This window comes from Robbsia betulipollinis (assembly GCF_026624755.1).
In the GTDB taxonomy this organism is placed as follows: domain Bacteria; phylum Pseudomonadota; class Gammaproteobacteria; order Burkholderiales; family Burkholderiaceae; genus Robbsia; species Robbsia betulipollinis.
On record NZ_JAPMXC010000006.1, the window covers coordinates 55,091 to 75,291 of the forward strand.

The following is a 20,201-nucleotide window of genomic DNA, read 5'->3' on the forward strand; positions in this document are numbered from 1 at the left end:
TGGCGTTACCTAGCAAAAGGCTCGCCTAGCTTATCGCATGTCGGCACTGCAGGAGGTGAGCGTAACCGCGTACGCCGATACGGTCCGCGACGCGCCGGACCCACCGTGTCGGGTGTCCGGTTATTGGACACCCGATGTACTGCGATCAGACACGCGCGCGGCACGCGACTCACCGCCGGCAGCCCGTCCCGCGGGGCGGCACATGGCATACACCTTGCAAACCGTGTCGTGCCGGCGCCCGGCCGACGTCGTGGACGATTCACGGAATGGTCCACATCCACCTTTTTTGAGTACCTCGTTCGTGAATCCAGTTTTCCTATCGTGGGGCATTGCGGCGGCCGCCACCGCGGGCGTGATCACGCGCCCCTTCAAGTGGCCCGAGGCGGTCTGGTCCGTGTCGGGCGCCGCCCTTCTGGTCATACTCGGACTGCTGCCCGCGTCCCAGGCATGGCAGGCGGTGGTCCAGGGGACCGACGTCTATCTGTTCCTTTTCGGGATGATGGCGTTATCCGAGATCGCGCGGCGCGAAGGCTTGTTCGATTGGGTCGCCGTGCTGGCGGTGAACCACGCCAAGGGTTCGCCCCGACGTCTTTTTCTGCTCGTGTACCTGATCGGCGTGGCCGTCACGACCTTCCTCTCGAACGATGCCGCCGCCGTCGTGCTCACGCCCGCGGTGTTCGCCGCGGCGAAGAAGGCGGGATCGAAGCCCCTGCCACTGCTCTTCGCATGCGCCCTCATCGCGAATGCGGCCAGCTTCGTCCTGCCGATATCGAATCCCGCGAACCTCGTTCTCTACGGCAACCATACGCCCGCGCTGGTCAAATGGATGGGGCGCTTCATCGTGCCGTCGATCCTCTCCATCGTCGCCACGTATTTCATGCTGCGCTGGACGCAGCGGGACGATCTGCAGGGCGAATGCGAATCGGATCCCGAACAGGCGGATTTGTCACCGAGCGGGCGCATCGCGCTCGGCGGCATCGCGGTCACCGCGATCGTGCTGTTGGTCGTGTCCGCATTCGACATTCAGTTGGGTTTGCCGACGGCCATCCTGGGCGCGTTGACGGCGGCCCTCGTGCTGGCGCAAAAGCGCGCTTCTCCCGTGCCGGTGCTGAAGGACATCTCGTGGAGCGTCATGCCGCTGGTCGCGGGGCTGTTCGTGCTGGTCGAAATGCTGCAGCGAACGGGCGTCATCGCGCACCTCGCGCAGATCGCGCAGGCTGCCGTTCGGCACCACGCGGCCGCCAGCGCCGCGATATCGGGCGGGGTCATCGCGGTGGCCGCCAACTTCATGAACAACCTGCCCGCGGGTCTGATCGCCAGCTCGACGGTGATGCAGGCGCACAGCCCCGAGAAGATGATCGACGCATTGTTGATCGGCGTGGATTTGGGGCCGAATCTTTCGATCACCGGCTCCCTGGCGACGATCCTCTGGCTCAACGCCATACGGCGCGAAGGAGAAGACGTGAGCTTCATGAAGTTTTTGCGCGTGGGTGTGGTCGTGATGCCACCCGCCCTGCTGCTGGCGATCGCCGCGCGCGTACTGATCTGAATTTTCACTACGGCGAACCGACGAGGCAGTGTCTGCCGGCAAACACGGTCCCCGGGATTTTAGGATAGGCTGAAAAGGAGCCGGTTCCGGCATTCCCCTTTCAGGAGCAAACCATGGCAAAACTCGTTGCCGACGTCGTGATCGAAACGCTTCAGAACGCGGGCGCGAAGCACTGTTGGGGCGTACCGGGCGATACGTTGAATTACGTGACCGACGCCATCCGGCGCAGCGAAATCGACTGGGTGCACGTGCGTCACGAGGAAGTCGGCGGCTTCGCCGCGGGCGCGGAGGCGATGGTGGCGAACCGGCTGACGCTATGCGCCGGATCCTGCGGCCCGGGCAGCCTGCATTTCGTCAACGGGCTCTACGAGGCGCATCGCAACCGTTCGCCGGTGGTGCTGATCGCCAGTCAGGTGACCAGCGACGAACTGGGGTTCGACTTCCCGCAGGAAGTGGACTACAAGCCGATTTTCGATACCTGCAGCGTGTTCTGCCAGGAAATTCGCACGCCCGCCCAGGCACGCCGGGTGACGGCGATGGCGGCGCAGGCGGCGCTCTCCAAACGCGGCGTGGCGGTGATCATCCTGCCGGTTGATATCTCGAAAGCGCCGGCGCCCGACGAACCCGATTTCGCGGTGCATCTGTCGCAGCCGGTCACGCGACCGAGCGACGGCGAACTCGATCGCATCGCCGCGGTGCTCAATGCCGGCAAGAAAATCGCCATCTACGGCGGCTCCGGCTGCGAGGGCGCGCACGACGGCATCGTCGCGCTGGCGGAACGTTTGAAGGCGCCGTTCGCGCACACGTCGCGCGCGAAGGATTTCGTCGAATACGACAACCCGTACAACGTGGGCATGACGGGGGTGTTCGGCATCGACTCCGGCTATCACGCGGTGTCGGAATGCGACACGCTGCTGTTGCTGGGGTGCGATTTCGCCTGGCGCCAGTTCTATCCTGAAAAAGCGCGCATCGTGCAGATCGATATCGATCCGACCCATCTGGGGCGGCGTCATCCGGTGGAGATCGGTGCGGTCGGCGATATCGGCGCCACCGTGGAGGCGCTGCTGCCGCGTCTGGCCGAACGCGAGAACCGGACCTTTCTGGACGACTGCCTGAAGCGGCACGAAAAGACCGTCGAGCATCTCAACGAACGGGCCCAGGTGGGCCGCGGCGGCGCGATCCATCCGCAGTATCTCACCGCCCTGATCGACAAGTACGCGGACGACGATGCCATCTTCACCGCCGACGGCGGCTCGCCGATGGTCTGGGTGCTGCGCCATACCCGTGCGACCGGCAAGCGCCGCACGGTGGTGAGCCTGACGCATGGCACGATGGCGAACGCGATGCCGCAGGCGCTGGGCGCGAAGAAGGCCTTTCCCGATCGCCAGGTGATTTCGCTATCGGGCGACGGCGGCCTGACGATGTTGATGGGCGATCTGATCACGGCCGTGCAGGAGAACATCGCGATCAAGATCGCGGTCTTCAACAATGGGTCGCTGGGCTTCGTCGAACTCGAACAGAAGGTGGAGGGTTTGCTGGATACCTATACGGATCTGCAGAACCCGAATTTCGCGATGGTCGCCGAGGTGATCGGTATCTATGGCCGGCGCGTCGAGACGGCGGGCGCGCTGGAGGACGCCGTGCAGGCCTGGCTCGCGCACCCCGGCCCGGCCCTGCTCGACGTGACGACCGATCGCCTGGAACTGGTGATGCCGCCGACCGTGGCAGCGTCCCAGGTGTTCGGTACTGCGTTGTACTCGGCCAAGGCGGTCATCGGCGGCAAGGGCAAGGATGTGTTCAGCCTGCTGAAGGACAATTTCCTGAAATAGTCGGAATGCGTGCACGGCGAGCGGCGTGCGACCGGTGCTTGATGGTACAGGTGTCAAATGCGCGTCGAGCGATTACACTCGGGGGGCCGGTACTGAAAGGCACTTCGCTCAGCGACGCGCTGCGGAAACGCTCCAAGGCGCGGCAATACTGACCGATGGGCCGAACGCTCCTGACGGTTTTACCGTTTCGATTCGCGATTGTTTGCAGTGCCCGCTCCTTGCTCGCCAATCTCTGAAGATTGGGTGTTTCGCCCATGTGGCTTTTCGAGATGGCGAAGACGGCGCGCGTTCCGGGAACGACTCCCCGGGATGCGCGCCGATGCGCGTGGGCAGTGCGAACGGTCGGATGCTCTCCTATGCCATGCCCATGACTCTGCCTACCGCCCCACGCATCGCGCGCCGCACTGCGACGCTCGCTTCCGCTGCCATCGCGCCTGCTGCATTGCCCTCTTCCCATTCGCCAGGTGCGGCGCGCGACGCAGTGCCGCGCCGCCTGCGCCTGTCGTTGTGCATCGCCACGAGCGTGGCGCTCTGCCTTTCGGCAAGCGGTTGCGGCTCGCTGTTCAACGAAGGCGCGGCCGCCGGCGCCGGTGTCGGCGGCACGCTGCTGGCGTCGAAGATCACCCGTAACGCGACGGTGGCATCCGGCATCGGTCTGGGCGTGCTGGCGGGCGCGCAGGCCGGCGCGAAATACGTCGAGAAGGGCCAGCACCAGGATCAGCAGGACGCGATCGCCGAGGTCGCCGGTCCCCTGTCCGTGGGACAGGTCGGCAACTGGCGGAGCCATCATCTCGTGAAGCTCGAACCCGACGAGCACGGCCGGGTCACGGTCAACCGCGTCATCAGCGCGATCGGGCTGGACTGCAAGGAACTGGTCTTCTCGGTGGACCGGATGCACAAGGACACGCCGGTCAGCAATTTCTATGTCGCGACGATCTGTCGTGATGGCGAACACTGGAAGTGGGCCAGCGCCGAACCGGCGACGGAGCGCTGGGGATCACTGCAATGAAGCGATTTTTTCGGTCTCCTCACTCCACCATTGCCGTCTCCGCACCTGCCGCGCGTCCGCTTGCGGGCATGAGCGGCACCCTCGCCGTTCTGGGCGCCAGCGTGCTGCTCGCCGGCTGCGCGTCGATCGGCGGCTTTGTCGGCGCGGCGAGCGGTATCCTGGCGGGTACCTTCACCACCAATCCGGCGATCGGCGTGGGAGTGGGTATCGCGGTGCAGGCCGCCACCGATACCGCGTTCGCGACGATCTATCGGAACATGCAGCGCGGCGAGCAGGATCGCATCGCGATGCTGGCGGGCACGCTGCCGGTCGGTCAGCTCCAGGACTGGAACATCCACCATCGGATACCGTTCAACGACGAGCACGGTCAGCTACAGGTCGCCGGGGAAATCGACAATGCGCTCGCGCCCTGCCGGATGGTGATGTTCTCGGTGATCGGCGGCAAAAAGAAGGCGCCGACCGAAAACTGGTACGAGACGCAGATCTGCAGGAACAGCGCGGGCCAGTGGAAGTGGGCCGCCGCGGAACCGGCGACCGGGCGCTGGGGCAATCTGCAGTAGCGCAGTCCCCGCCGCTGGCGTTGCGCGTCATCGGGATCGCATAGGGATCAGGCGGCGGGCGCCCGCGCGGCCGCGAGCATCGCCCGCAGCAGCACGTTACAGCCGGCTTCCAGATGCTCCGGCTCCGCGGACTCGATCTCGTTATGGCTGATGCCGTCCTTGCACGGCACGAAGATCATCGCCGTGGGCGCGACCCGGGCGACATAGACCGCATCATGCCCGGCGCCGCTCACCGCGGGCATCCACGACAGGCCCAGGCTGTCGCTGGCCTGCCGCACGCTGGCGATCAGCGTGGCGTCGAAGGCCTGCGCCGGAAAGTAGACGACCTGTTCGACGTCGATCGCCAGATGCGCGTCCGCGGCCGCGCGCGCGCAGGCGGCGCGCAGCGCGGCGTCCATGCCGCCGAGCGTGGTCTCGTCCGCCGCGCGCAGATCGACGCTGAAACGCACCTGTCCCGGAATCACGTTGCGCGAGTTCGGATAGTTCTCGATCCAGCCGACGGTGCCCCGGCCGTTCGGCGCGTTGGCCAGGGCGATCGCGTTGACCTCGGCGATCAGGCGCGCGCTGCACAGCAGGGCATCGCGCCGCATCGCCATCGGCGTCGGGCCGGCATGCGCCTCCATGCCCTTGACGGTGACCGTGTACCAGCGCTGCCCGAGCGCCGCTTCCACCACGCCGATCACCTTGTCGTGGGCTTCCAGCACCGGGCCCTGCTCGATATGTGCCTCGAAATAACAGGCGGGGGTTTCGATATGGTCGCTGCCCGCATAACCGATCGCGTCGAGCGCCGTGGCGACGGAGATGCCGTCGAGATCCACCGCGGCAAGCGCGGACGCCAGCGTAAAGGCCCCGCAGTAGACGCCCGAGCCCATCATGACCGGTACGAAGCGCGAGCCCTCCTCGTTGGTCCAGATGGCGACTTCCAGCGGACGATCGGTGACCACGCCGGCCTGATGCAGCGTGCTCAGCACCTCGATGCCCGAGAGCACGCCGAAGTTGCCGTCGAACTTGCCGCCGGTCGGCTGCGTGTCGATATGGCTGCCGGTCATCACCGCGGGCAGATCCAGCCTTCCGGCGCGGCGCATGAAGATGTTGCCGATCGCGTCGACGCGGATGCTGCAGCCCAGTTCCCGCGCCCATTGCGTGACCAGATCCCGGCCCTGACCGTCGAGTTCGGTCAGCGCGAGCCGGCGGTTGCCGCCGGCCGGGGTCGCGCCGATCTGCGCGAGCGCCATCAGGCGCCGCCACAGACGCTGCCCGTCGATGCGCAGATCCGCGCCGTCCACAGCGTCCGAAGGTGCGCCGCCGGTATCGATCACGACGCCGAATGCGCCCAGCGAGGCTTCCAGCAAACCCGATTCGAAAGGAGGCGTGCTCATGCTCTTTTTCCTGAAAAGGCGACGGACGCAGCCGTCGCGAAACTGTCCTGCGTGATGACGCGGTTTTCGCCCGGCACGCGCAGGTGCCAGTCGGTATGTTGCTGGTATTGGTGGCCGATGCGCAGCAGCGTCGCTTCGTCGAGCGGCCGGCCGACGAGCTGCATGCCGTTGGGCAGACCGTTCGCGGTGAAACCGATCGGCAACGCCAGCGCGGGCAGCCCCAGATAATTGATCCCGCGGGTCCAGTACGAGAAGCGCCCGAAACGCGCTTCCACTTCCGCGTCGGTGCCGCTCAGACTGTCCGCGATCGACGGCACCGCGTGCGGCAGGACCGGCAACAGCAGCGCATCCGCACCGGGCAGTGCCTGTTCGAGAAAGCGTTGCAGCAGCGGCGCGCGCAGACGCAGCGCTTCCACGTACTGGCTGGCCGAATACAGCAGGCCACGCTCGATGCGCCGCCGGACCTGCGTGCCATAGTCCTGCGGCCGCGTTTCCAGCCAGGGACGGTGCATCGCCGCGGCCTCGGCCATGCAGATCAGACTGGCAAGCGCACCCAGTTCGCCCAGGTCCGGCACCGGCACCTCGATCAGCGTCGCGCCGGCCTCGCGCAACACCGTGACGGCGGCGTGCAGCAGCGCCAGCACCTCCGCCGACAGCAACGGGCCGATTTCGAAACGCGGCACGGCGATGCGCAGGCCCGCGTGCAGCGGCTGCGCGATGTCGCGTTCGTAGTCCTGCGTGTCGCGCGCGATGCATTCGGCGTCCAGCGGATCCGGGCCCACGACCGCGCTCAGCAAACGGGCGCAATCCCGTGCCGACGGCGCGAGAAAACCCACGCAATCGAGGCTGGGCGATAGCGGCATCACGCCATGGGTGCTGACCAGATGCGCAGTCGGTTTGATGCCGGTCACGCCGCAGATGGCCGCCGGGCCGCGAATCGAGCCGCCGGTGTCCGAGCCGAGCGCGCCGGCGACCAGCCGCTGCGCGACCGCGATGGCGCTGCCGCTCGACGAGCCGCCGCTGACGTGCGGCACGCTCGCCCAGGGGTTGCGGCCATCGCCCAGATGCGCGTTGACGCCCGTCGGACTCATCGCGAACTCCGCCATGTGCAGCGCGCCGAGGTCGATCGCGCCCGCGGCCTCCAGCCGCCGGACGACGGTCGCGGTGACCTTGGGCCGATGGCCCGCGAGTATCCGGCTGCCGCATTCGCAGACCTCGTCGTCGCGAAAATACATGTCCTTGCGGCCGAACGGAATGCCGTGCAGCAGTCCGGTCGCGCTCCCCTGGGCGAACCGCGCGTCGCGGGCGCGCGCGTCGTGCAGGGCCTGTTCGCGACGCGTGCGGACGAAGCCGCTGTTCGTGCTGCGGTCGATGGCCGCGAGGTGGCGGCGCGTCAGGGCCTCGGCGCCGGTCTCGCCGCGCAGCAAACGCGCGCCGGTGTCGACCAGCGTGTCGCCGAATGCCGGCGCGGACGCCGCCGCATGCGTGTTCTCGGGGCCGGCGAAAGGATCGGGGGTTTCGCTCACCATGTCTCCTCGCGAGGCGCGCGCGCTGCCAGCAGCAGCGGCGCCAGGGTCTGCCGGGTGGAAGTCCAGTCGAGATCGCGCGAGGCGGCCAGCCGCACCGCGCGCACGACCGGCTGCGCGAGCGCCGCCACCGTTTCCAGGTCTTCGTCCTGCACCGGCGCGCCCGACATCGTGCGCGCGTACCAACCGAGGGCGGCCTGCTCGGTGCCGGTGAGGGCCGGGGCCGTCGGCGATGGCGCCGGAGCCAATTCGGGTGCGCGGATCGCGCTCGCCGGCGGCGTCAACTCGGCGATGCGCGCGACCAGACTGCGATCCGTGCCGGCCGGCGACAGCAGCGACAAACCCAGCGGCGCGCCCAGACGCCCGGCGAACGGCAGCGAGACCTGCGGGAAACCGCACAGGGGCGTCAGCCCCATCAGGTGCGTGGCGCGATTGCGGTAGACCTCGATCTCGGCCGCGGGGGTGCCCCGCAGCGGCGCGATGTCGGGCTGCGTCGGCAGGATCAGCACGGCGTCATCCCCGCACAGTTCGGTGATCCACGCAGTGAACGTATGACGCAGCGCCAGCGCGTGCGCAGCCTGTTCGGCGGTGATGCTGCGCGCGTAGGCGAAGCGCGCGGCGACGTCGGGGCCGAGGCGCAGGCCGTCGCGCTCGATGCGCTCGCCCTGCATCTGCCACGCCTCCCAGCCCTGCAGCACCCGATAGGCCTGGTAGAGCACGGCCAACGCATCGGCGCCCGACGCATCGGATTCCGGACCACCCGCGCGCACCGGTTGCGCCTTGCCCCAGGCGGCTTCGATCGTATCGATGCCGGGCTGCAGGGCCGCACGGACCTCGGGCGCGAGCAGGTCGAACAGATCCGTGGCGATCAGCACCCGGGGACGCGCCGGCAGGGGCCGCGAGTCCGGCTCGAACAGGATATCGGCGACCCGCTGGAAGGTGGCGGCGTCGCGCGCGAAGAAACCGCAGGTGTCGAGGGTCGCGCACAACGGGAAACAACCCGTCAGCGAGATCCGGTCCTGGGTGGGCCGCATGCCATACAGGCCGCAATGGCTCGCCGGCCCGCGCACGGAGCCGCCGGTATCGCTGCCCAGCGCGAAATCGCACTGTCCGTGGGACACCGCCGACGCCGAACCGGAGGACGAGCCGCCGGTGATCCGTTCCGGCGCCGCGGCGTTGACCGGCGCGCCGAAATGGACGTTGTCGCCGATCGCGGAAAACGCCAGTTCGTCGGTGACCGTCTTGCCGACGAAACGCGCGCCCGCCGCCAGCAGGCCGGCCACCACCGGTGCGTGCGCGGTCTTGATGCCGGAGCGCACCAGCACGTGGGGGTTGCCCGCGCCGGTGGGATAGCCGGCGACGTCGAACAGGTCCTTGACCGCGAAGCACAAGCCCGCGAGCGGGCCGTGCGGTGCATGCGGCACGGGGGCCTCGGGATACGGCAGGAAGGCGCGGCTGGACGGCGCGGGCGGGAACGGAGGGGACATGGCGGCGTCTCGAAAAAAATGCGTCAGGACGATTGATCAGGGCAAGCAAGCACGACGCGTGAATCAGAACGAGTGAGTCGGGACGAATGCGTCGGACGAATGCGTCAGAGCCGCAGCACCGGCCGGCGCGCGCGGTGGCCGGCGGCGCGCTCGAACGCGTGGCCTGCCCGGAGTACGCGATCGTCCTCGAACGCGCGTCTGGCGATCTGCAGCGACAGCGGCAGGCCGTCGGCGGAAAACCCGCTGCACACCGACAGGGCGGGCAATCCGAGGACGTTGAAGGGCCGCGTGTAGGTCATCGGATGGCGCGCGGCGCTCATGCGGCGGCAACCGCCAGCGGCGGCCGCGAGCCGGAAGCGACGGCGTGCACGGCATCCACGCTGGCGATGCGCGTGCCGTCGGCGCCGTACAGATAGCACCGCACCGAGTGATCCGCCGCCGGTGTCGCCGCGGCGACCGGGGGCGGCAAGGCCGTCGTGCAGACCGGCATCACATGCGCGCAGCGCGGCGCGAACGGGCAGCCGGGAATGTCTTTCGAGAGGTCCGGCGGCGCGCCGCCGATGGCTTCGAGCCGCTGCCCCTTCTCCATGCCGCCCTCGCGACGGCTTTTGAGCAGGGCCAGCGTGTACGGGTGGCGCGGGTCCCGCATCACATGATGAATCGTTCCTTCCTCGACGATCGATCCGCCGTACATCACCGCGATCCGATCGGCGATCTCGACCGCGGCGCCGATGTCGTGCGTGACGAACACGATCGACAGGCCGAGATCGCGCTGCAATTCGCGCAGCAGGATCAGCACCTGGATCTGCACCGTCGCATCGAGCGCGGTGGTCGGCTCGTCGGCGAGCAGGATCTGCGGATCGCCGGCGAGCGACAGCGCGATCATCGCGCGCTGCCGCATGCCGCCGGACATTTCGTGCGGATAGGCATCGAGCCGGCGTTCGGGACTCGGAATGCGCACCGCCTGTAACAGTTCCAGCGCCCGCTGACGCGCCGCCGCGCGCGACACCCGGCGATGTGCGCGCACGGTCTCGGCGATCTGTTGCCCGATCGTGTAGACCGGATCGAGAGCGAGCAGCGGCTCCTGGAACACCATCGCCACCTTGCCGCCGCGCAGCTTCGCGAGCGCGCCCGGCGACAATCCCATCACCGCTTCGCCCGCCACATCGAGCCGGCCCTCGATGGTCGTCGTGCGCGGCGCGTGCAGCCGCATCATCGCGCGCAGCGTCACGCTCTTGCCCGAGCCCGATTCGCCGATCAGCGCGAGCGCCTCGCCCTTCGCGACGTTCAGCGATACGCCATTGACCGCGCGGATCACCTTGCCATGGGCGGTGAAGCGGACGTGCAGATTCTCGATCGCGATCGCGCTCATGCCGGCACCTCGTGTGTCGCGATCCGATCCGCGCCCTGCCCCGCCGCGCTGTGGCCCGAATTCGGTTCGAGCATCAGGCAGGCGGTCGCATGGCCGTCGCGCTCCAGCAATTGCGGCACCCTCACCGAACAGACTGCCTCGGCATGCACGCAACGGGGATGAAAGGGACAACCCGACGGCGGATCGACGGGGTTCGGCGGATCGCCCGCGAGCGGCGGCGCGAGCGTGCGCCGGTCCGGATCCATCGACGGCACCGACGACAGCAAGGCCCGCGTATAGGGGTGGGCGGGATGCGCGAACAGCGTCTCGGTCGCGCCGATCTCCACCACCTTGCCCAGATACATCACCAGCACCCGGTCGCAGAGATAGCGCACCACGCCGAGGTCATGACTGATGAAAAGATAGGTCAGGTCGAACGCCGCTTTCAGGTCGATCAGCAGATTCAGCACCTGTGCCTCGACCGATTTGTCCAGCGCCGACACGGCCTCGTCGAGGATCACCAGCCGCGGCTGCAACGCCAGCGCCCGCGCGATGTTCACGCGCTGCCGCTGCCCGCCGGACAGCTCGTGCGGATAGCGCCCGGCGAAACGCGCCGGATCGAGCCCCACGCGCGCGAGCAGATCCTGCGCGCGTTCGGTCGCGGCCCGGCGCGACATGCCGTGCACGCGCGGCGAGAAAGCGATCGACTCCTCGATCGTCAGGCGCGGGTTCAGCGAGGCATAGCTATCCTGGAACACCATCTGCACCTGGCTGTAATAGCGGCGCAGCGGCAAGGTGCGCGAACCCACCAGTTCGGCGTCGAATACCAGTTCGCCGCGATCCTGCCGGGTCAGCTGCATCAGCAGACGCGCGGTCGTCGATTTGCCGCAGCCGGATTCGCCGACGACGCCGAGCGTCTCGCCCTTGCGGATATCGAAACTGACGCCATCGACCGCCCTGACCGACTGCCGGCCCGCTCCCGGCAACGCTTTTTTCAGCGGGAAGTGCTTGACCAGCCGGCTTACCGCCAGCAGCGGTTGCGCAGGTCCGCCGAGATCGGTTTTTTCGAGAATCATATGCGGAACTACCCCTTGATCTCCATCGCCGAACGGATCGCGTCCGCCAGGATGTTGAATGAAATCGATGTGATGAAGATCATCAGACCCGGCAGCGCGGCGATCAGCGGCTGGCTGTAGATCGCCGTGCGCAGCGTATTGAGCATCAGGCCCCATTCGGGATTGGGCGGCGTCACGCCCAGCCCGAGAAAGGACAGACCGGAGGCAAGGATCATCGACACCGAGATCAGGCTCGTCGCGTAGACGAAAATCGGCCCGAGCACATTGCCCAGCAGGTGCACGCGCACGATCGTCAGCGCCGAGGCGCCGGAACTGCGGGCCGCGTCGATGAAGTCGCTGGTGCGCAGCTGCGTGGTGACGCTTTCCGCCACGCGTACGATCTGCGGCACGAATACGATCGTCAACGACAGCAGCGAGTTGCCGATGCCGGTCCCCAGCGTGCCCGACAGCGCCACCGCGAGCAGAACCGACGGGAAGGCGTAGAGGACATCCACGACGCGCATGATCAGGGTGTTCGCAAGGCCGCCCGCGTAACCGGCGAACACGCCCAGCGCGCCGCCGATCACGAAGGACAGCGCGACCGGCACGATGCCCATGAACAGCGACAGCCGCGAACCGACGATGAGTCGCGTCAGCATGTCGCGGCCGAGTTCATCGGTGCCCAGCAGGTGGCCCGGCGTGCCGACCGGCTTGAGCCGGTCGACCATCGAGGTCTGGAACGGGTCCGCCGGCGCCAGGTGATAGGCGAAGACGGCCATCAGCAGCAACAGCAGGACCACGGCGCCCGAACCCAGCGCCATCGGACTGCGTCGCAGGCGGTGCAGCGTGCTGACCCAGTAATTCGTCGAGCGCGCCAACGGCGGCGGCGGAGCGACGGCCGGTGTCTTGAGCGAAAGGTCCACGATGACTCCGAAAAAGGGGGACGGTTGCTCATCCCCGGGCGATGCGCGGATCGAACAGCGTCTGCACCACATCGACCACCAGGTTCAGCAGCACGAAGAACAGCGCGAGGACGAGAATCGTGCCTTGCAGCAAGGGGTAATCGCGCTGAAAAATCGCGGTGTTCAGCAGGAAGCCCGTGCCCGGCCAGGAGAAGATCGTCTCGACCAGGATCGAGCCGCCGAGCAGATACCCCAGTTGCAGGCCCATCACCGACAGCGCCGTGGGCGCGGCGTTCTTCAGCACGTGGCGGAAGATCGCCGTGCGGCCGAGGCCCCGCGCCTGCAGGCCGATGATGAATTCCTGCGCGAGGATGTCCGCCACCAGCGCGCGCACAGTGCGCGCGATGATGCCCATCGGGATCATCGCCATCGCGAACGCCGGCAGCACCATGTACTGGATGTGATCCCAGTCCCAGGACCAGCCGCCGGCGCCGTCCGGACCGCCGCCCGTCGCGGGCAGCCAGGGCAGAAACACCGAAAAGACGATCACCAGCAGGATCGCGAGCCAGTAATGCGGCACGCTCACGCCCAGCACGGAGCCGATCGAGGCGATCCGGTCCAGCCAGGAGTTCTTGAAATACCCGCCGAGAAAGCCGAAGGTGCCGCCGAGGATGAAGCCGATCAGCGTCGCGAGCGCCGCCAGACGCAGGGAATTGGCGACCGCCGCCAGCACGTCGCGGGTGACCGGCGACCCGGTGGAGATCGATACCCCGAGGTCGCCGTGCAGCGCGCGCCAGAGCCACGTGAAGAACTGCACCGGCAGCGGTTTGTCGAAACCGTACAGCGCGATCAGTTGCGTGCGCAGCGCCTGGGAGGCATCGGCGGGCAGCACCGCGGCCAGCGGATCGCCCGGCGCGAGGTGCAGCAGCATGAAACACAGCAGGCAGACGCCGAACATGATCGGGATCGCATACAGCACGCGGCGCACCAGGTAGGCGAACATCGCTTACTTCACCGACATCGTCGCGATGTCGATCATCCAGTTCTTCGGCTGCACCACGCCCGTGACCTTTTTCGAGATCGCACGCGGACCGACGTCGTGCGCGACCCAGAGGTCGGCCGCCTGGTCGACCATATAGGTGTTCAACTCGCCCAGGGCCGCGTCGCGCGTCTTCTGATCGAACGCATTGCGTGCCTGTGCGATGAGCTTTTCGGTCGTGTCGTCGCTGTAGTAACCCCAATTGTTGGACACCGGCGGGAACGCGCTCTTGCTCGCGAAGCGCACCATGCCGAAGAACGGATCCATCGACGCGAAACTGACGTTGATCGCGTTCGCGCCATGCGCGGCCGAATCCTTCGCGCCCTGACGCCAGTTCGTCAGCAGCGTGTTCCACTCGACCACGTCCAGCTTGACGTCGAAGAAGCACTGTTTGAGGTTCTGCTGCATGTACTCGTTCATCGGCTGCGGCTGCATCTGCCCGGAGCCCGACGCCGAGATCTGTACCTTCACCTGCACCGGTTTCGCCGCCGAATACCCGGCGGCGGTCATCAGCTTGCGCGCGGCGTCCGGATCGTATTTGATGTGGAAGCTCGGGTGACCGTACCAGGGGTCGCCCGGCTCGTAAGTGCCGGTGGCGGGCGTCATGTAGCCGCCGAGCAGCGTCTTCAGACCCTCGCGGTCCACGCACAGATTCGCGGCCTCGCGCACGCGTTTGTCGAGCCAGGGCGAGCCCTCGGCGTAGGAAAACTGCCAGGGCCAGTTGTGCGGCTGCGTGTTCGAATAGATCGTGAAGCCGCGGCTCTTGATCTGCGGGATCGCGTCGGGCGCGGGCGCCTCGATCCAGTCCACCTGGTTCGACAGCAAGGCGGCGGTACGCGCGCTCGCCTCGGGCATCGGCAGCAGCACGACGCGGTCGATCTTCGCCGTGCGCCTGGGATCCCAATACGCGGTGTTGCGCACCAGTTCGAGACGCTGCCGCGGCACGAGCCGATCGACCTTGAACGGGCCGGTGCCCGCGGGGTGACTCGCGAACGCCGCCCAGGCGGCCTGCGAGCGTTTGCCGGCATCCGTCACCGCGGCCGGTACCGCGTCGAAATCCGCCTTCCAGAGGATCGGCGACGCGAAATACAGATTCGTCAGGTTGTAGGGGAAGAACGAATCCGGGCTTTTGGTGGTGAATTCCACGGTCGCATCGTCGATCCTGCGCACCGACACCAGCGTCGGCAGGCGCGACACCGTCAGGCCCGCCTGACGCGGATCGAATTGCGGCGCGGTCTTGTCGAGGATCTTCTGCACGTTCCACACCACCGCGTCGGCGTTGAACGGCGTGCCGTCATGGAACCTGACGCCGGGGCGCAGCTTGACGATCCATTTGGTCTTGTCCTGCGGGGAGACTTGCCAGTCGGTCGCGAGCGCGGGAATCAGCGTGCTGGGCGCGTTGTTTTTCGTCAGATCCCACTGGATCAGCGAATCGTAGATCGTGATGCCGGTGAAGCGGTTGCCTTCGTATCCCTGGTCGGGCTGCCCGGCCGTATAGGGAATGTCCGCGGCGGTCATCGCGATGCGCAATGTCGATTCCGCCCGCGCCGTCGCCCCCGTCAACAGCCCTCCCGCACACACCATTGCCGCCACGCCGGAACGACACCAGAACCCATTGCTGAAAATCATTACCGCTCCAAGGAATCACGAAGGTCTCGACCTGCCGGTTACCGTTGCGGCGCGTGCCGCGCACCGTACGATTCCGGCCTGGATGAAACGATCCTAGTGAGCGCAAAAATCTTTGTCCAATAGTCCTTTCTCGTTTTCGACGTTTCTCCCTTGTACCGAAGCGTTTCCGCCGGGTTGCGCGGCTAGCGCAATGACGGCGACCCGCCATCCACCGCGAGCGGCGCCTCGCTGTCGTCCTTCAAGGCCACGCCGGTCAGCCCGCGCTGCCGCGCATGCGTCAACAGGTATTGCAGCTTGTGCGCTGCGGCTTCGTAGCCCAGGCCCTCGGGCCGCACGTTCGACACGCAATTGCGCTGGGCATCGTTGCAGCCCACGCGTGGCGCGTGCGTGAGATACACGCCGAGGCTGTCCGGCGAACTCAGTCCGGGACGCTCGCCGATCAGAATCGCGAGCAGCGGTGCGGCCAGCCGTTCGCCGATTTCATCCCCGAGCGCGACGCGCGCGTGACGCGCCACCACCACCGGCCCGATGCGCCAGCCGTCCAGGCGGCGGCGCAACGCTTCGAGCAGCGGCACCGCGTGCCGCATCACCGCCAGCGCGGAAAGACCGTCGGCCAGCACGAAGACGATGTCAGGCGCGATGTCGGGCGCGATGCCCGGCGCGATGTCCCGTGTCGCTCCGCCGGCGACACCTGCGGCACAGGCGGCGGCAAGCGGGGCGAACGCTTCCCGGCTGGTGTCGCACAGGCGACGGCCGAGGTCGGGGCGCCGCAGATACTGCTCGCGATCGGATGCGGCGCTGTCCACCGCGAACGAGGCGAACCCCGCGGTGTCGAGCCGTTGCCGCAGCGCCGGCACGTCCAGCGGCTGGTGCACCGCGTCGCGCGCCTGCGCATGCGACAGGTTGAACGCCAGCAGCGGCGCGGTCGGCACGCCGTGGCCCGCCCGGCCCAGCGCGATACGCGCCCGGGTGAACTGCCGCAGCGGCTCCCAGGGGCTCTGCTCCAGTGCTTCGCTCATGCCTGTCTCCCGCGTATGGCGCCATGGGCCCTCATGCGCCGATCCATTCCCGCGCGCCCGCCAATAGCGGCGGGTGCGCGCCCTGCGGCAACAGCGCGCCGCGGGCATCGGTGATCCCCATCGTTTCCAGCCACGCCTCGAATTCCGGCGCGCGCCGCAGGCCCAGCACATCGCGTATGTAGAGCGCATCGTGGAACGACGTGCTCTGATAGTTGAGCATGACGTCGTCGGCTCCCGGCACGCCCATGATGAAGTTGATGCCGGCCACGCCCAGCAATGTGAGCAGCGTGTCCATGTCGTCCTGATCGGCCTCGGCATGGTTCGTGTAGCAGATGTCGCACCCCATCGGCACGCCCAGCAGCTTGCCGCAGAAATGGTCCTCGAGCCCGGCGCGGATGATCTGCCGGCCGTCGTACAGGTATTCGGGGCCGATGAAGCCCACGACCGTGTTCGTCAGCAAGGGCTTGAACTTGCGTGCCACCGCATACGCGCGCACCTCGCAGGTCTGCTGGTCGACGCCGTGATGCGCGTCGGCGGACAAGGCGCTGCCCTGCCCCGTCTCGAAATACATCAGGTTCTCGCCGACCGTGCCGCGCCTGAGCGAGAGGCCCGCTTCGTACGCTTCCTGCAACAGCGCGAGCGAGACGCCGAAACTCGCGTTCGCTTTTTCGGTACCGGCGATCGACTGGAACACGAGATCGACGGGCGCGCCACGTTCGATCGCGGCGATCGTGTTCGTGACGTGCGTCAGCACGCACGACTGCGTGGGCACCGCGTAGCGCTGCCGGAACGCATCGATCATCTCGAGCAGCGTGGTGATGGCTGAAAGACTATCGGAGGCCGGATTGATGCCGATCACCGCGTCGCCGCAGCCATACATCAGGCCGTCGAGCATCGACGCGGCGATACCGCGCGCGTCGTCGGTCGGGTGATTCGGCTGCAGTCGCGCCGAGAGCCGTCCCGGCAGGCCGATGGTATTGCGAAAGCGCGTCACCACCGGGCGTTTCTTCGCGACGGCGATCAGGTCCTGGTTGCGCATCAGTTTCGACACCGCCGCGACCATTTCCGGCGTCAACCCCGCCGTGATCGCGCTCAGTTGCTCCAGCCCCGTGCTCTCGGCCAGCAGCCAGTCGCGGAAATCGCCCACGCTCAGATGGCTGACGGGCGCGAACGCCGCGCGCGAATGCTCGTCGACGATCAGACGCGTCACCTCGTCCGACTCGTACGGCACCAGCGCCTCGTTCAGGAAGGCGGACAGCGGCACCGCCGCGAGGGCCATGCGCGCCACCGCGCGTTCTTCCTCGCTCGCCGCCGCGAGTCCCGCGAGCTGATCGCCCGAGCGCAGGGGGCTGGCCTTCGCCAGCAGGGTGGCGAGCCCGTCGAACCGGTAGGTCCGCGGACCGACGGTCTCGGTATGGATCATGCGGCATGCCCCTGCAAAATCGTCACGCGGGATGGCGTTGGACGTATCGATGAAAGGATCGACGCCCCTCATGATACGTCTTGCAAAATTGCCTCGCAGCGGGTTGCAGGCGATCCCGACCCCGCGAAGCGCGGTAAGATGCGCGCGATGCCCGGCACGCGCCGCACCGTGCCGGGCCGCACCTGCCGTGGAGGAGAAAACATCGTGGAACCCACCGAACTGTATTTGAAGCTGCTGACCGAAACCGCCAGGGTGCGCTGGTCCGAATTGACCGCGTTGTTCGCGCGCGGCGCCCTGATCCGCATCGCCGGGGATCTGGACCTGGTGAGCGTGGCGGAAGCCATCGCCACGGACGAATCGGCGCAGGTAGCGGCCTGGGCCGCCGCCGGGCTGCTGGAAAAAATGCCGGCGGATCTGGCCAGCGGCTACGAGGCGCGCGACGCCGAACTCTGGGCGGTGGTGGTCTCGCCGTGGGTGGTGGTGCAGGAACGCCCGGGCACCGAAGCGCACGCCGCGTCGTCACGACCCGCATGAACCTCGAGACGATCCTGTTCACGCAGGGGTTCGGCAGCCGACGACAGTGCCGGGCGCTGATCGGCGCGGGCGCGGTGCGGATCGGCGCCGCGGTGCGTACCGACCCGGGCGCCGATTTCGATACCGCCGGTCTGACGTTCGACGTCGAGAACACGTCCTGGCTTTTTCGGGAAAAAGCCTACCTGATGCTGTACAAGCCGGGCGCCTACGAATGCTCGCGCCAGCCGCAGCATCACGCCAGCGTCTTTTCCCTGCTGCCCCCGCCGCTGCTCGCGCGCGGCGTACAGTGCGTCGGCCGGCTCGATCAGGATACGACCGGCCTGCTGTTGCTGTCGGACGACGGCAGCTTCATGCATGCGCTGGCGTCGCCGAAAAAAAAGGTGCCGAAAATCTATGTCGCGGGCTTGCGCCATCCGCTCGACGAGGCGCAACTGCAGGCGCTGCGCGACGGCGTCCTGCTGCATGGCGAAACGCAGCCCAGTTGCGCGGCCGCCGCCCGTGCGCTCGACGCCCACACGCTCGAGCTGACGATCGCCGAAGGCAAATACCATCAGGTGAAACGCATGGTCGCGGCCGCCGGCAACCGGGTGGAGACGCTGCATCGGCGGGCGGTAGGCGCGCTGACCCTGCCGCCCGGGCTCGCGCCGGGACAGTGGTGCTGGCTGGACGAGCGGCAACTGGGACAGGCGCGAAGCGCAGGCACCGATGCGGGGGCGGGGGACGTTGCCGGCGGCCCTGCGCAATTGCCGGCTTGAGACGGCTGGCGACCTGGCCCGGCTAGCGACCTGGCCCGGCTAGCGACCTGGCCCGGCTGGCGACTCAGCCTGCCCCGCGGTCCCCTTCGCCGGATTCGGCGCGAGACCATTCGCCAGGAATGCATCGACCGTCGGAAAGCGCAGGCGGTACGCCAGCTCCCCGGTAAGCCGCCGGTTGTCGAGGCGGCGCGATTCGCGCATGAACGACATCAGCATCGGTTCGAGCACCTGCTCTGCTTCCTCGCGCGAAATGCGCGGCGGCCGGGGCAGTCCCAGCGCATCGGCGACGCGATCGAAGTAGTCGCCCATGCGCAAACGGCTGTCGTCGGTCGCGTGGTAAAGACGTTGCGGCCTTCCCCGCCACAGCGCGCGCACCGCGATGGCGGCGAGATCGTCGGCGTGGATATGGCTGGTGAACACGTCTTCCTCGGCTCGCAGGGCCGGCGTGCCGCGATGCAAACGCGCATCCGGCAGACGCTCGCGCGCATAGATGCCGGGAATCCGCAGGATCGACGCGGCGAACGTCCCGCGGGTACCCGCCGCGCGCAGCAGATGCTCCGCCCCCACTCGCCGCACGGCGCGCGGATTGCTGGGGCGCACGCGCCGGGTCTCGTCGATCAACGCGCCCCCGCAGTCGCCGTAGACGCCGGTCGTGCTCGCGTAGACCAGCGGTTGCGACGCACGCGGCGGCTTGCCGATCCAGACACCGCGGGCGCCCGGCGCGAGCGTGCGGGAGCGCCGCGCCGGGCCACCCGCGTCGGGTACAATAGCCGCGCGTTCCGGCGGCGCCGGGCGGTGCCGGACGGCACTGCCCGCACCGCCCAGCGCCGCGATCAGCACCCGCGTGCGCTGGTCCGTGCGGCCCTCGGCGGGCGGCGGCGCGAAATGCAGCACGCCGAAGGCAGCGCGCGCCAACGCGGCGGCACGGCGCAGGCTGCGCCGGTCGTCGAGATCGCCCGGGACCGGAATCACGCCGGCCGCATGCAGGCGCTGCCGCCCCGCCTCGCGCCGGTTCAGCGCGAGAACCGTGAAGCGGGGCGCGAGGAGCGCGACGGTGCGCATGCCGACGTCGCCACAACCGACGATCAGCACGCGAGGACGACGAAGCGGGCGGGTTGGAATCATGATCGATATTGTATCTTGCCGCCGGTGTTA

Annotated in this window: 17 protein-coding genes and 1 pseudogene; 6 read left to right on the forward strand and 12 right to left on the reverse strand. The window is 67.8% G+C overall.

The features are described from left to right. Window positions 1-301 precede the first annotated feature (301 nt). The 4 genes from OVY01_RS16315 to OVY01_RS16330 all read left to right on the forward strand — a co-directional run bounded on the left by OVY01_RS16315 (window position 302) and on the right by OVY01_RS16330 (window position 4,947). Window positions 302-1,549, forward strand: a complete 1,248-nt coding sequence (locus OVY01_RS16315; RefSeq protein ID WP_267848629.1) for an arsenic transporter — start codon at window positions 302-304, stop codon at window positions 1,547-1,549. 113 nt (window positions 1,550-1,662) lie between these two features. Then, on the forward strand, window positions 1,663-3,378 hold the full coding sequence (locus OVY01_RS16320; protein WP_267848630.1) for a thiamine pyrophosphate-dependent enzyme: 1,716 nt from the start codon (window positions 1,663-1,665) through the stop codon (window positions 3,376-3,378). Between the two features lie 367 nt (window positions 3,379-3,745). Further along, window positions 3,746-4,387: a ferredoxin reductase domain-containing protein gene (locus OVY01_RS16325; RefSeq protein WP_267848631.1), complete on the forward strand. Its 642-nt coding sequence runs from the start codon at window positions 3,746-3,748 to the stop codon at window positions 4,385-4,387. Next, a complete protein-coding gene (locus tag OVY01_RS16330; protein ID WP_267848632.1) occupies window positions 4,384-4,947 on the forward strand; it encodes a hypothetical protein in 564 nt (187 codons plus the stop codon). The genes OVY01_RS16325 and OVY01_RS16330 overlap by 4 nt, the downstream gene beginning before the upstream one ends. A 47-nt stretch (window positions 4,948-4,994) precedes the next feature. Here OVY01_RS16330 and OVY01_RS16335 read toward each other — a convergent pair whose 3' ends face one another. From OVY01_RS16335 to OVY01_RS16385, 11 genes and pseudogenes are all read right to left on the reverse strand, one after another. Then, window positions 4,995-6,326 (reverse strand): Zn-dependent hydrolase, encoded by a 1,332-nt coding sequence (locus tag OVY01_RS16335; protein WP_267848633.1) that lies wholly within the window; start codon window positions 6,324-6,326, stop codon window positions 4,995-4,997. After that, window positions 6,323-7,852, reverse strand: coding sequence for an amidase (locus OVY01_RS16340; protein WP_267848634.1), 1,530 nt, complete (start codon window positions 7,850-7,852; stop codon window positions 6,323-6,325). The genes OVY01_RS16335 and OVY01_RS16340 overlap by 4 nt, the downstream gene beginning before the upstream one ends. 296 nt (window positions 7,853-8,148) lie before the next feature. Further along, window positions 8,149-9,339: pseudogene (locus OVY01_RS16345) on the reverse strand (amidase); the annotation flags it as partial. Between the two features lie 104 nt (window positions 9,340-9,443). After that, window positions 9,444-9,659, reverse strand: coding sequence for an amidase family protein (locus tag OVY01_RS16350; RefSeq protein ID WP_267848635.1), 216 nt, complete (start codon window positions 9,657-9,659; stop codon window positions 9,444-9,446). After that, window positions 9,656-10,711: an ABC transporter ATP-binding protein gene (locus OVY01_RS16355; RefSeq protein WP_267848636.1), complete on the reverse strand. Its 1,056-nt coding sequence runs from the start codon at window positions 10,709-10,711 to the stop codon at window positions 9,656-9,658. Before OVY01_RS16355 ends, OVY01_RS16350 begins: the two co-directional genes overlap by 4 nt. After that, on the reverse strand, window positions 10,708-11,766 hold the full coding sequence (locus OVY01_RS16360; protein WP_267848637.1) for an ABC transporter ATP-binding protein: 1,059 nt from the start codon (window positions 11,764-11,766) through the stop codon (window positions 10,708-10,710). The genes OVY01_RS16355 and OVY01_RS16360 overlap by 4 nt, the downstream gene beginning before the upstream one ends. A gap of 8 nt (window positions 11,767-11,774) precedes the next feature. After that, window positions 11,775-12,668, reverse strand: coding sequence for an ABC transporter permease (locus OVY01_RS16365; RefSeq protein ID WP_267848638.1), 894 nt, complete (start codon window positions 12,666-12,668; stop codon window positions 11,775-11,777). A 28-nt stretch (window positions 12,669-12,696) separates the two neighbouring features. Further along, complete coding sequence (locus tag OVY01_RS16370; RefSeq protein WP_267848639.1) at window positions 12,697-13,650, reverse strand: ABC transporter permease; 954 nt, start codon at window positions 13,648-13,650, stop codon at window positions 12,697-12,699. Between the two features lie 3 nt (window positions 13,651-13,653). Beyond that, window positions 13,654-15,270: an ABC transporter substrate-binding protein gene (locus tag OVY01_RS16375; RefSeq protein WP_267848867.1), complete on the reverse strand. Its 1,617-nt coding sequence runs from the start codon at window positions 15,268-15,270 to the stop codon at window positions 13,654-13,656. Window positions 15,271-15,497: 227 nt separating this feature from the next. Beyond that, window positions 15,498-16,334, reverse strand: a complete 837-nt coding sequence (gene eutC, locus OVY01_RS16380) for an ethanolamine ammonia-lyase subunit EutC (protein ID WP_267848640.1) — start codon at window positions 16,332-16,334, stop codon at window positions 15,498-15,500. Between the two features lie 31 nt (window positions 16,335-16,365). Further along, the gene (locus OVY01_RS16385) at window positions 16,366-17,757 is read right to left on the reverse strand and encodes an ethanolamine ammonia-lyase subunit EutB (protein ID WP_267848641.1); all 1,392 of its coding nucleotides are present in this window, start codon (window positions 17,755-17,757) and stop codon (window positions 16,366-16,368) included. A gap of 204 nt (window positions 17,758-17,961) precedes the next feature. On the opposite strand from OVY01_RS16385, the gene OVY01_RS16390 reads away from it, so the two are divergent. Then, window positions 17,962-18,291, forward strand: a complete 330-nt coding sequence (locus OVY01_RS16390) for a DUF2288 family protein (RefSeq protein ID WP_267848642.1) — start codon at window positions 17,962-17,964, stop codon at window positions 18,289-18,291. Beyond that, on the forward strand, window positions 18,288-19,046 hold the full coding sequence (locus OVY01_RS16395) for a 16S rRNA pseudouridine(516) synthase (protein WP_267848643.1): 759 nt from the start codon (window positions 18,288-18,290) through the stop codon (window positions 19,044-19,046). The genes OVY01_RS16390 and OVY01_RS16395 overlap by 4 nt, the downstream gene beginning before the upstream one ends. A gap of 39 nt (window positions 19,047-19,085) precedes the next feature. Here OVY01_RS16395 and OVY01_RS16400 read toward each other — a convergent pair whose 3' ends face one another. Further along, complete coding sequence (locus tag OVY01_RS16400; RefSeq protein WP_267848644.1) at window positions 19,086-20,171, reverse strand: NAD-dependent epimerase/dehydratase family protein; 1,086 nt, start codon at window positions 20,169-20,171, stop codon at window positions 19,086-19,088. Window positions 20,172-20,201 lie beyond the last annotated feature (30 nt).

Excerpts from the sequence above, each read along its gene's own strand:
- OVY01_RS16320 (WP_267848630.1), top strand. The coding sequence starts at position 1,663 with ATGGCAAAACTCGTTGCCGACGTCGTGATCGAAACGCTTCAGAACGCG.
- OVY01_RS16325 (WP_267848631.1), top strand. The coding sequence starts at position 3,746 with ATGACTCTGCCTACCGCCCCACGCATCGCGCGCCGCACTGCGACGCTC.
- OVY01_RS16330 (WP_267848632.1), top strand. The coding sequence starts at position 4,384 with ATGAAGCGATTTTTTCGGTCTCCTCACTCCACCATTGCCGTCTCCGCA.
- OVY01_RS16335 (WP_267848633.1), bottom strand. The coding sequence starts at position 6,326 with ATGAGCACGCCTCCTTTCGAATCGGGTTTGCTGGAAGCCTCGCTGGGC.
- OVY01_RS16350 (WP_267848635.1), bottom strand. The coding sequence starts at position 9,659 with ATGAGCGCCGCGCGCCATCCGATGACCTACACGCGGCCCTTCAACGTC.
- OVY01_RS16355 (WP_267848636.1), bottom strand. The coding sequence starts at position 10,711 with ATGAGCGCGATCGCGATCGAGAATCTGCACGTCCGCTTCACCGCCCAT.
- OVY01_RS16360 (WP_267848637.1), bottom strand. The coding sequence starts at position 11,766 with ATGATTCTCGAAAAAACCGATCTCGGCGGACCTGCGCAACCGCTGCTG.
- OVY01_RS16370 (WP_267848639.1), bottom strand. The coding sequence starts at position 13,650 with ATGTTCGCCTACCTGGTGCGCCGCGTGCTGTATGCGATCCCGATCATG.
- OVY01_RS16375 (WP_267848867.1), bottom strand. The coding sequence starts at position 15,270 with ATGGTGTGTGCGGGAGGGCTGTTGACGGGGGCGACGGCGCGGGCGGAA.
- eutC (WP_267848640.1), bottom strand. The coding sequence starts at position 16,334 with ATGAGCGAAGCACTGGAGCAGAGCCCCTGGGAGCCGCTGCGGCAGTTC.
- OVY01_RS16385 (WP_267848641.1), bottom strand. The coding sequence starts at position 17,757 with ATGATCCATACCGAGACCGTCGGTCCGCGGACCTACCGGTTCGACGGG.
- OVY01_RS16395 (WP_267848643.1), top strand. The coding sequence starts at position 18,288 with ATGAACCTCGAGACGATCCTGTTCACGCAGGGGTTCGGCAGCCGACGA.
- OVY01_RS16400 (WP_267848644.1), bottom strand. The coding sequence starts at position 20,171 with ATGATTCCAACCCGCCCGCTTCGTCGTCCTCGCGTGCTGATCGTCGGT.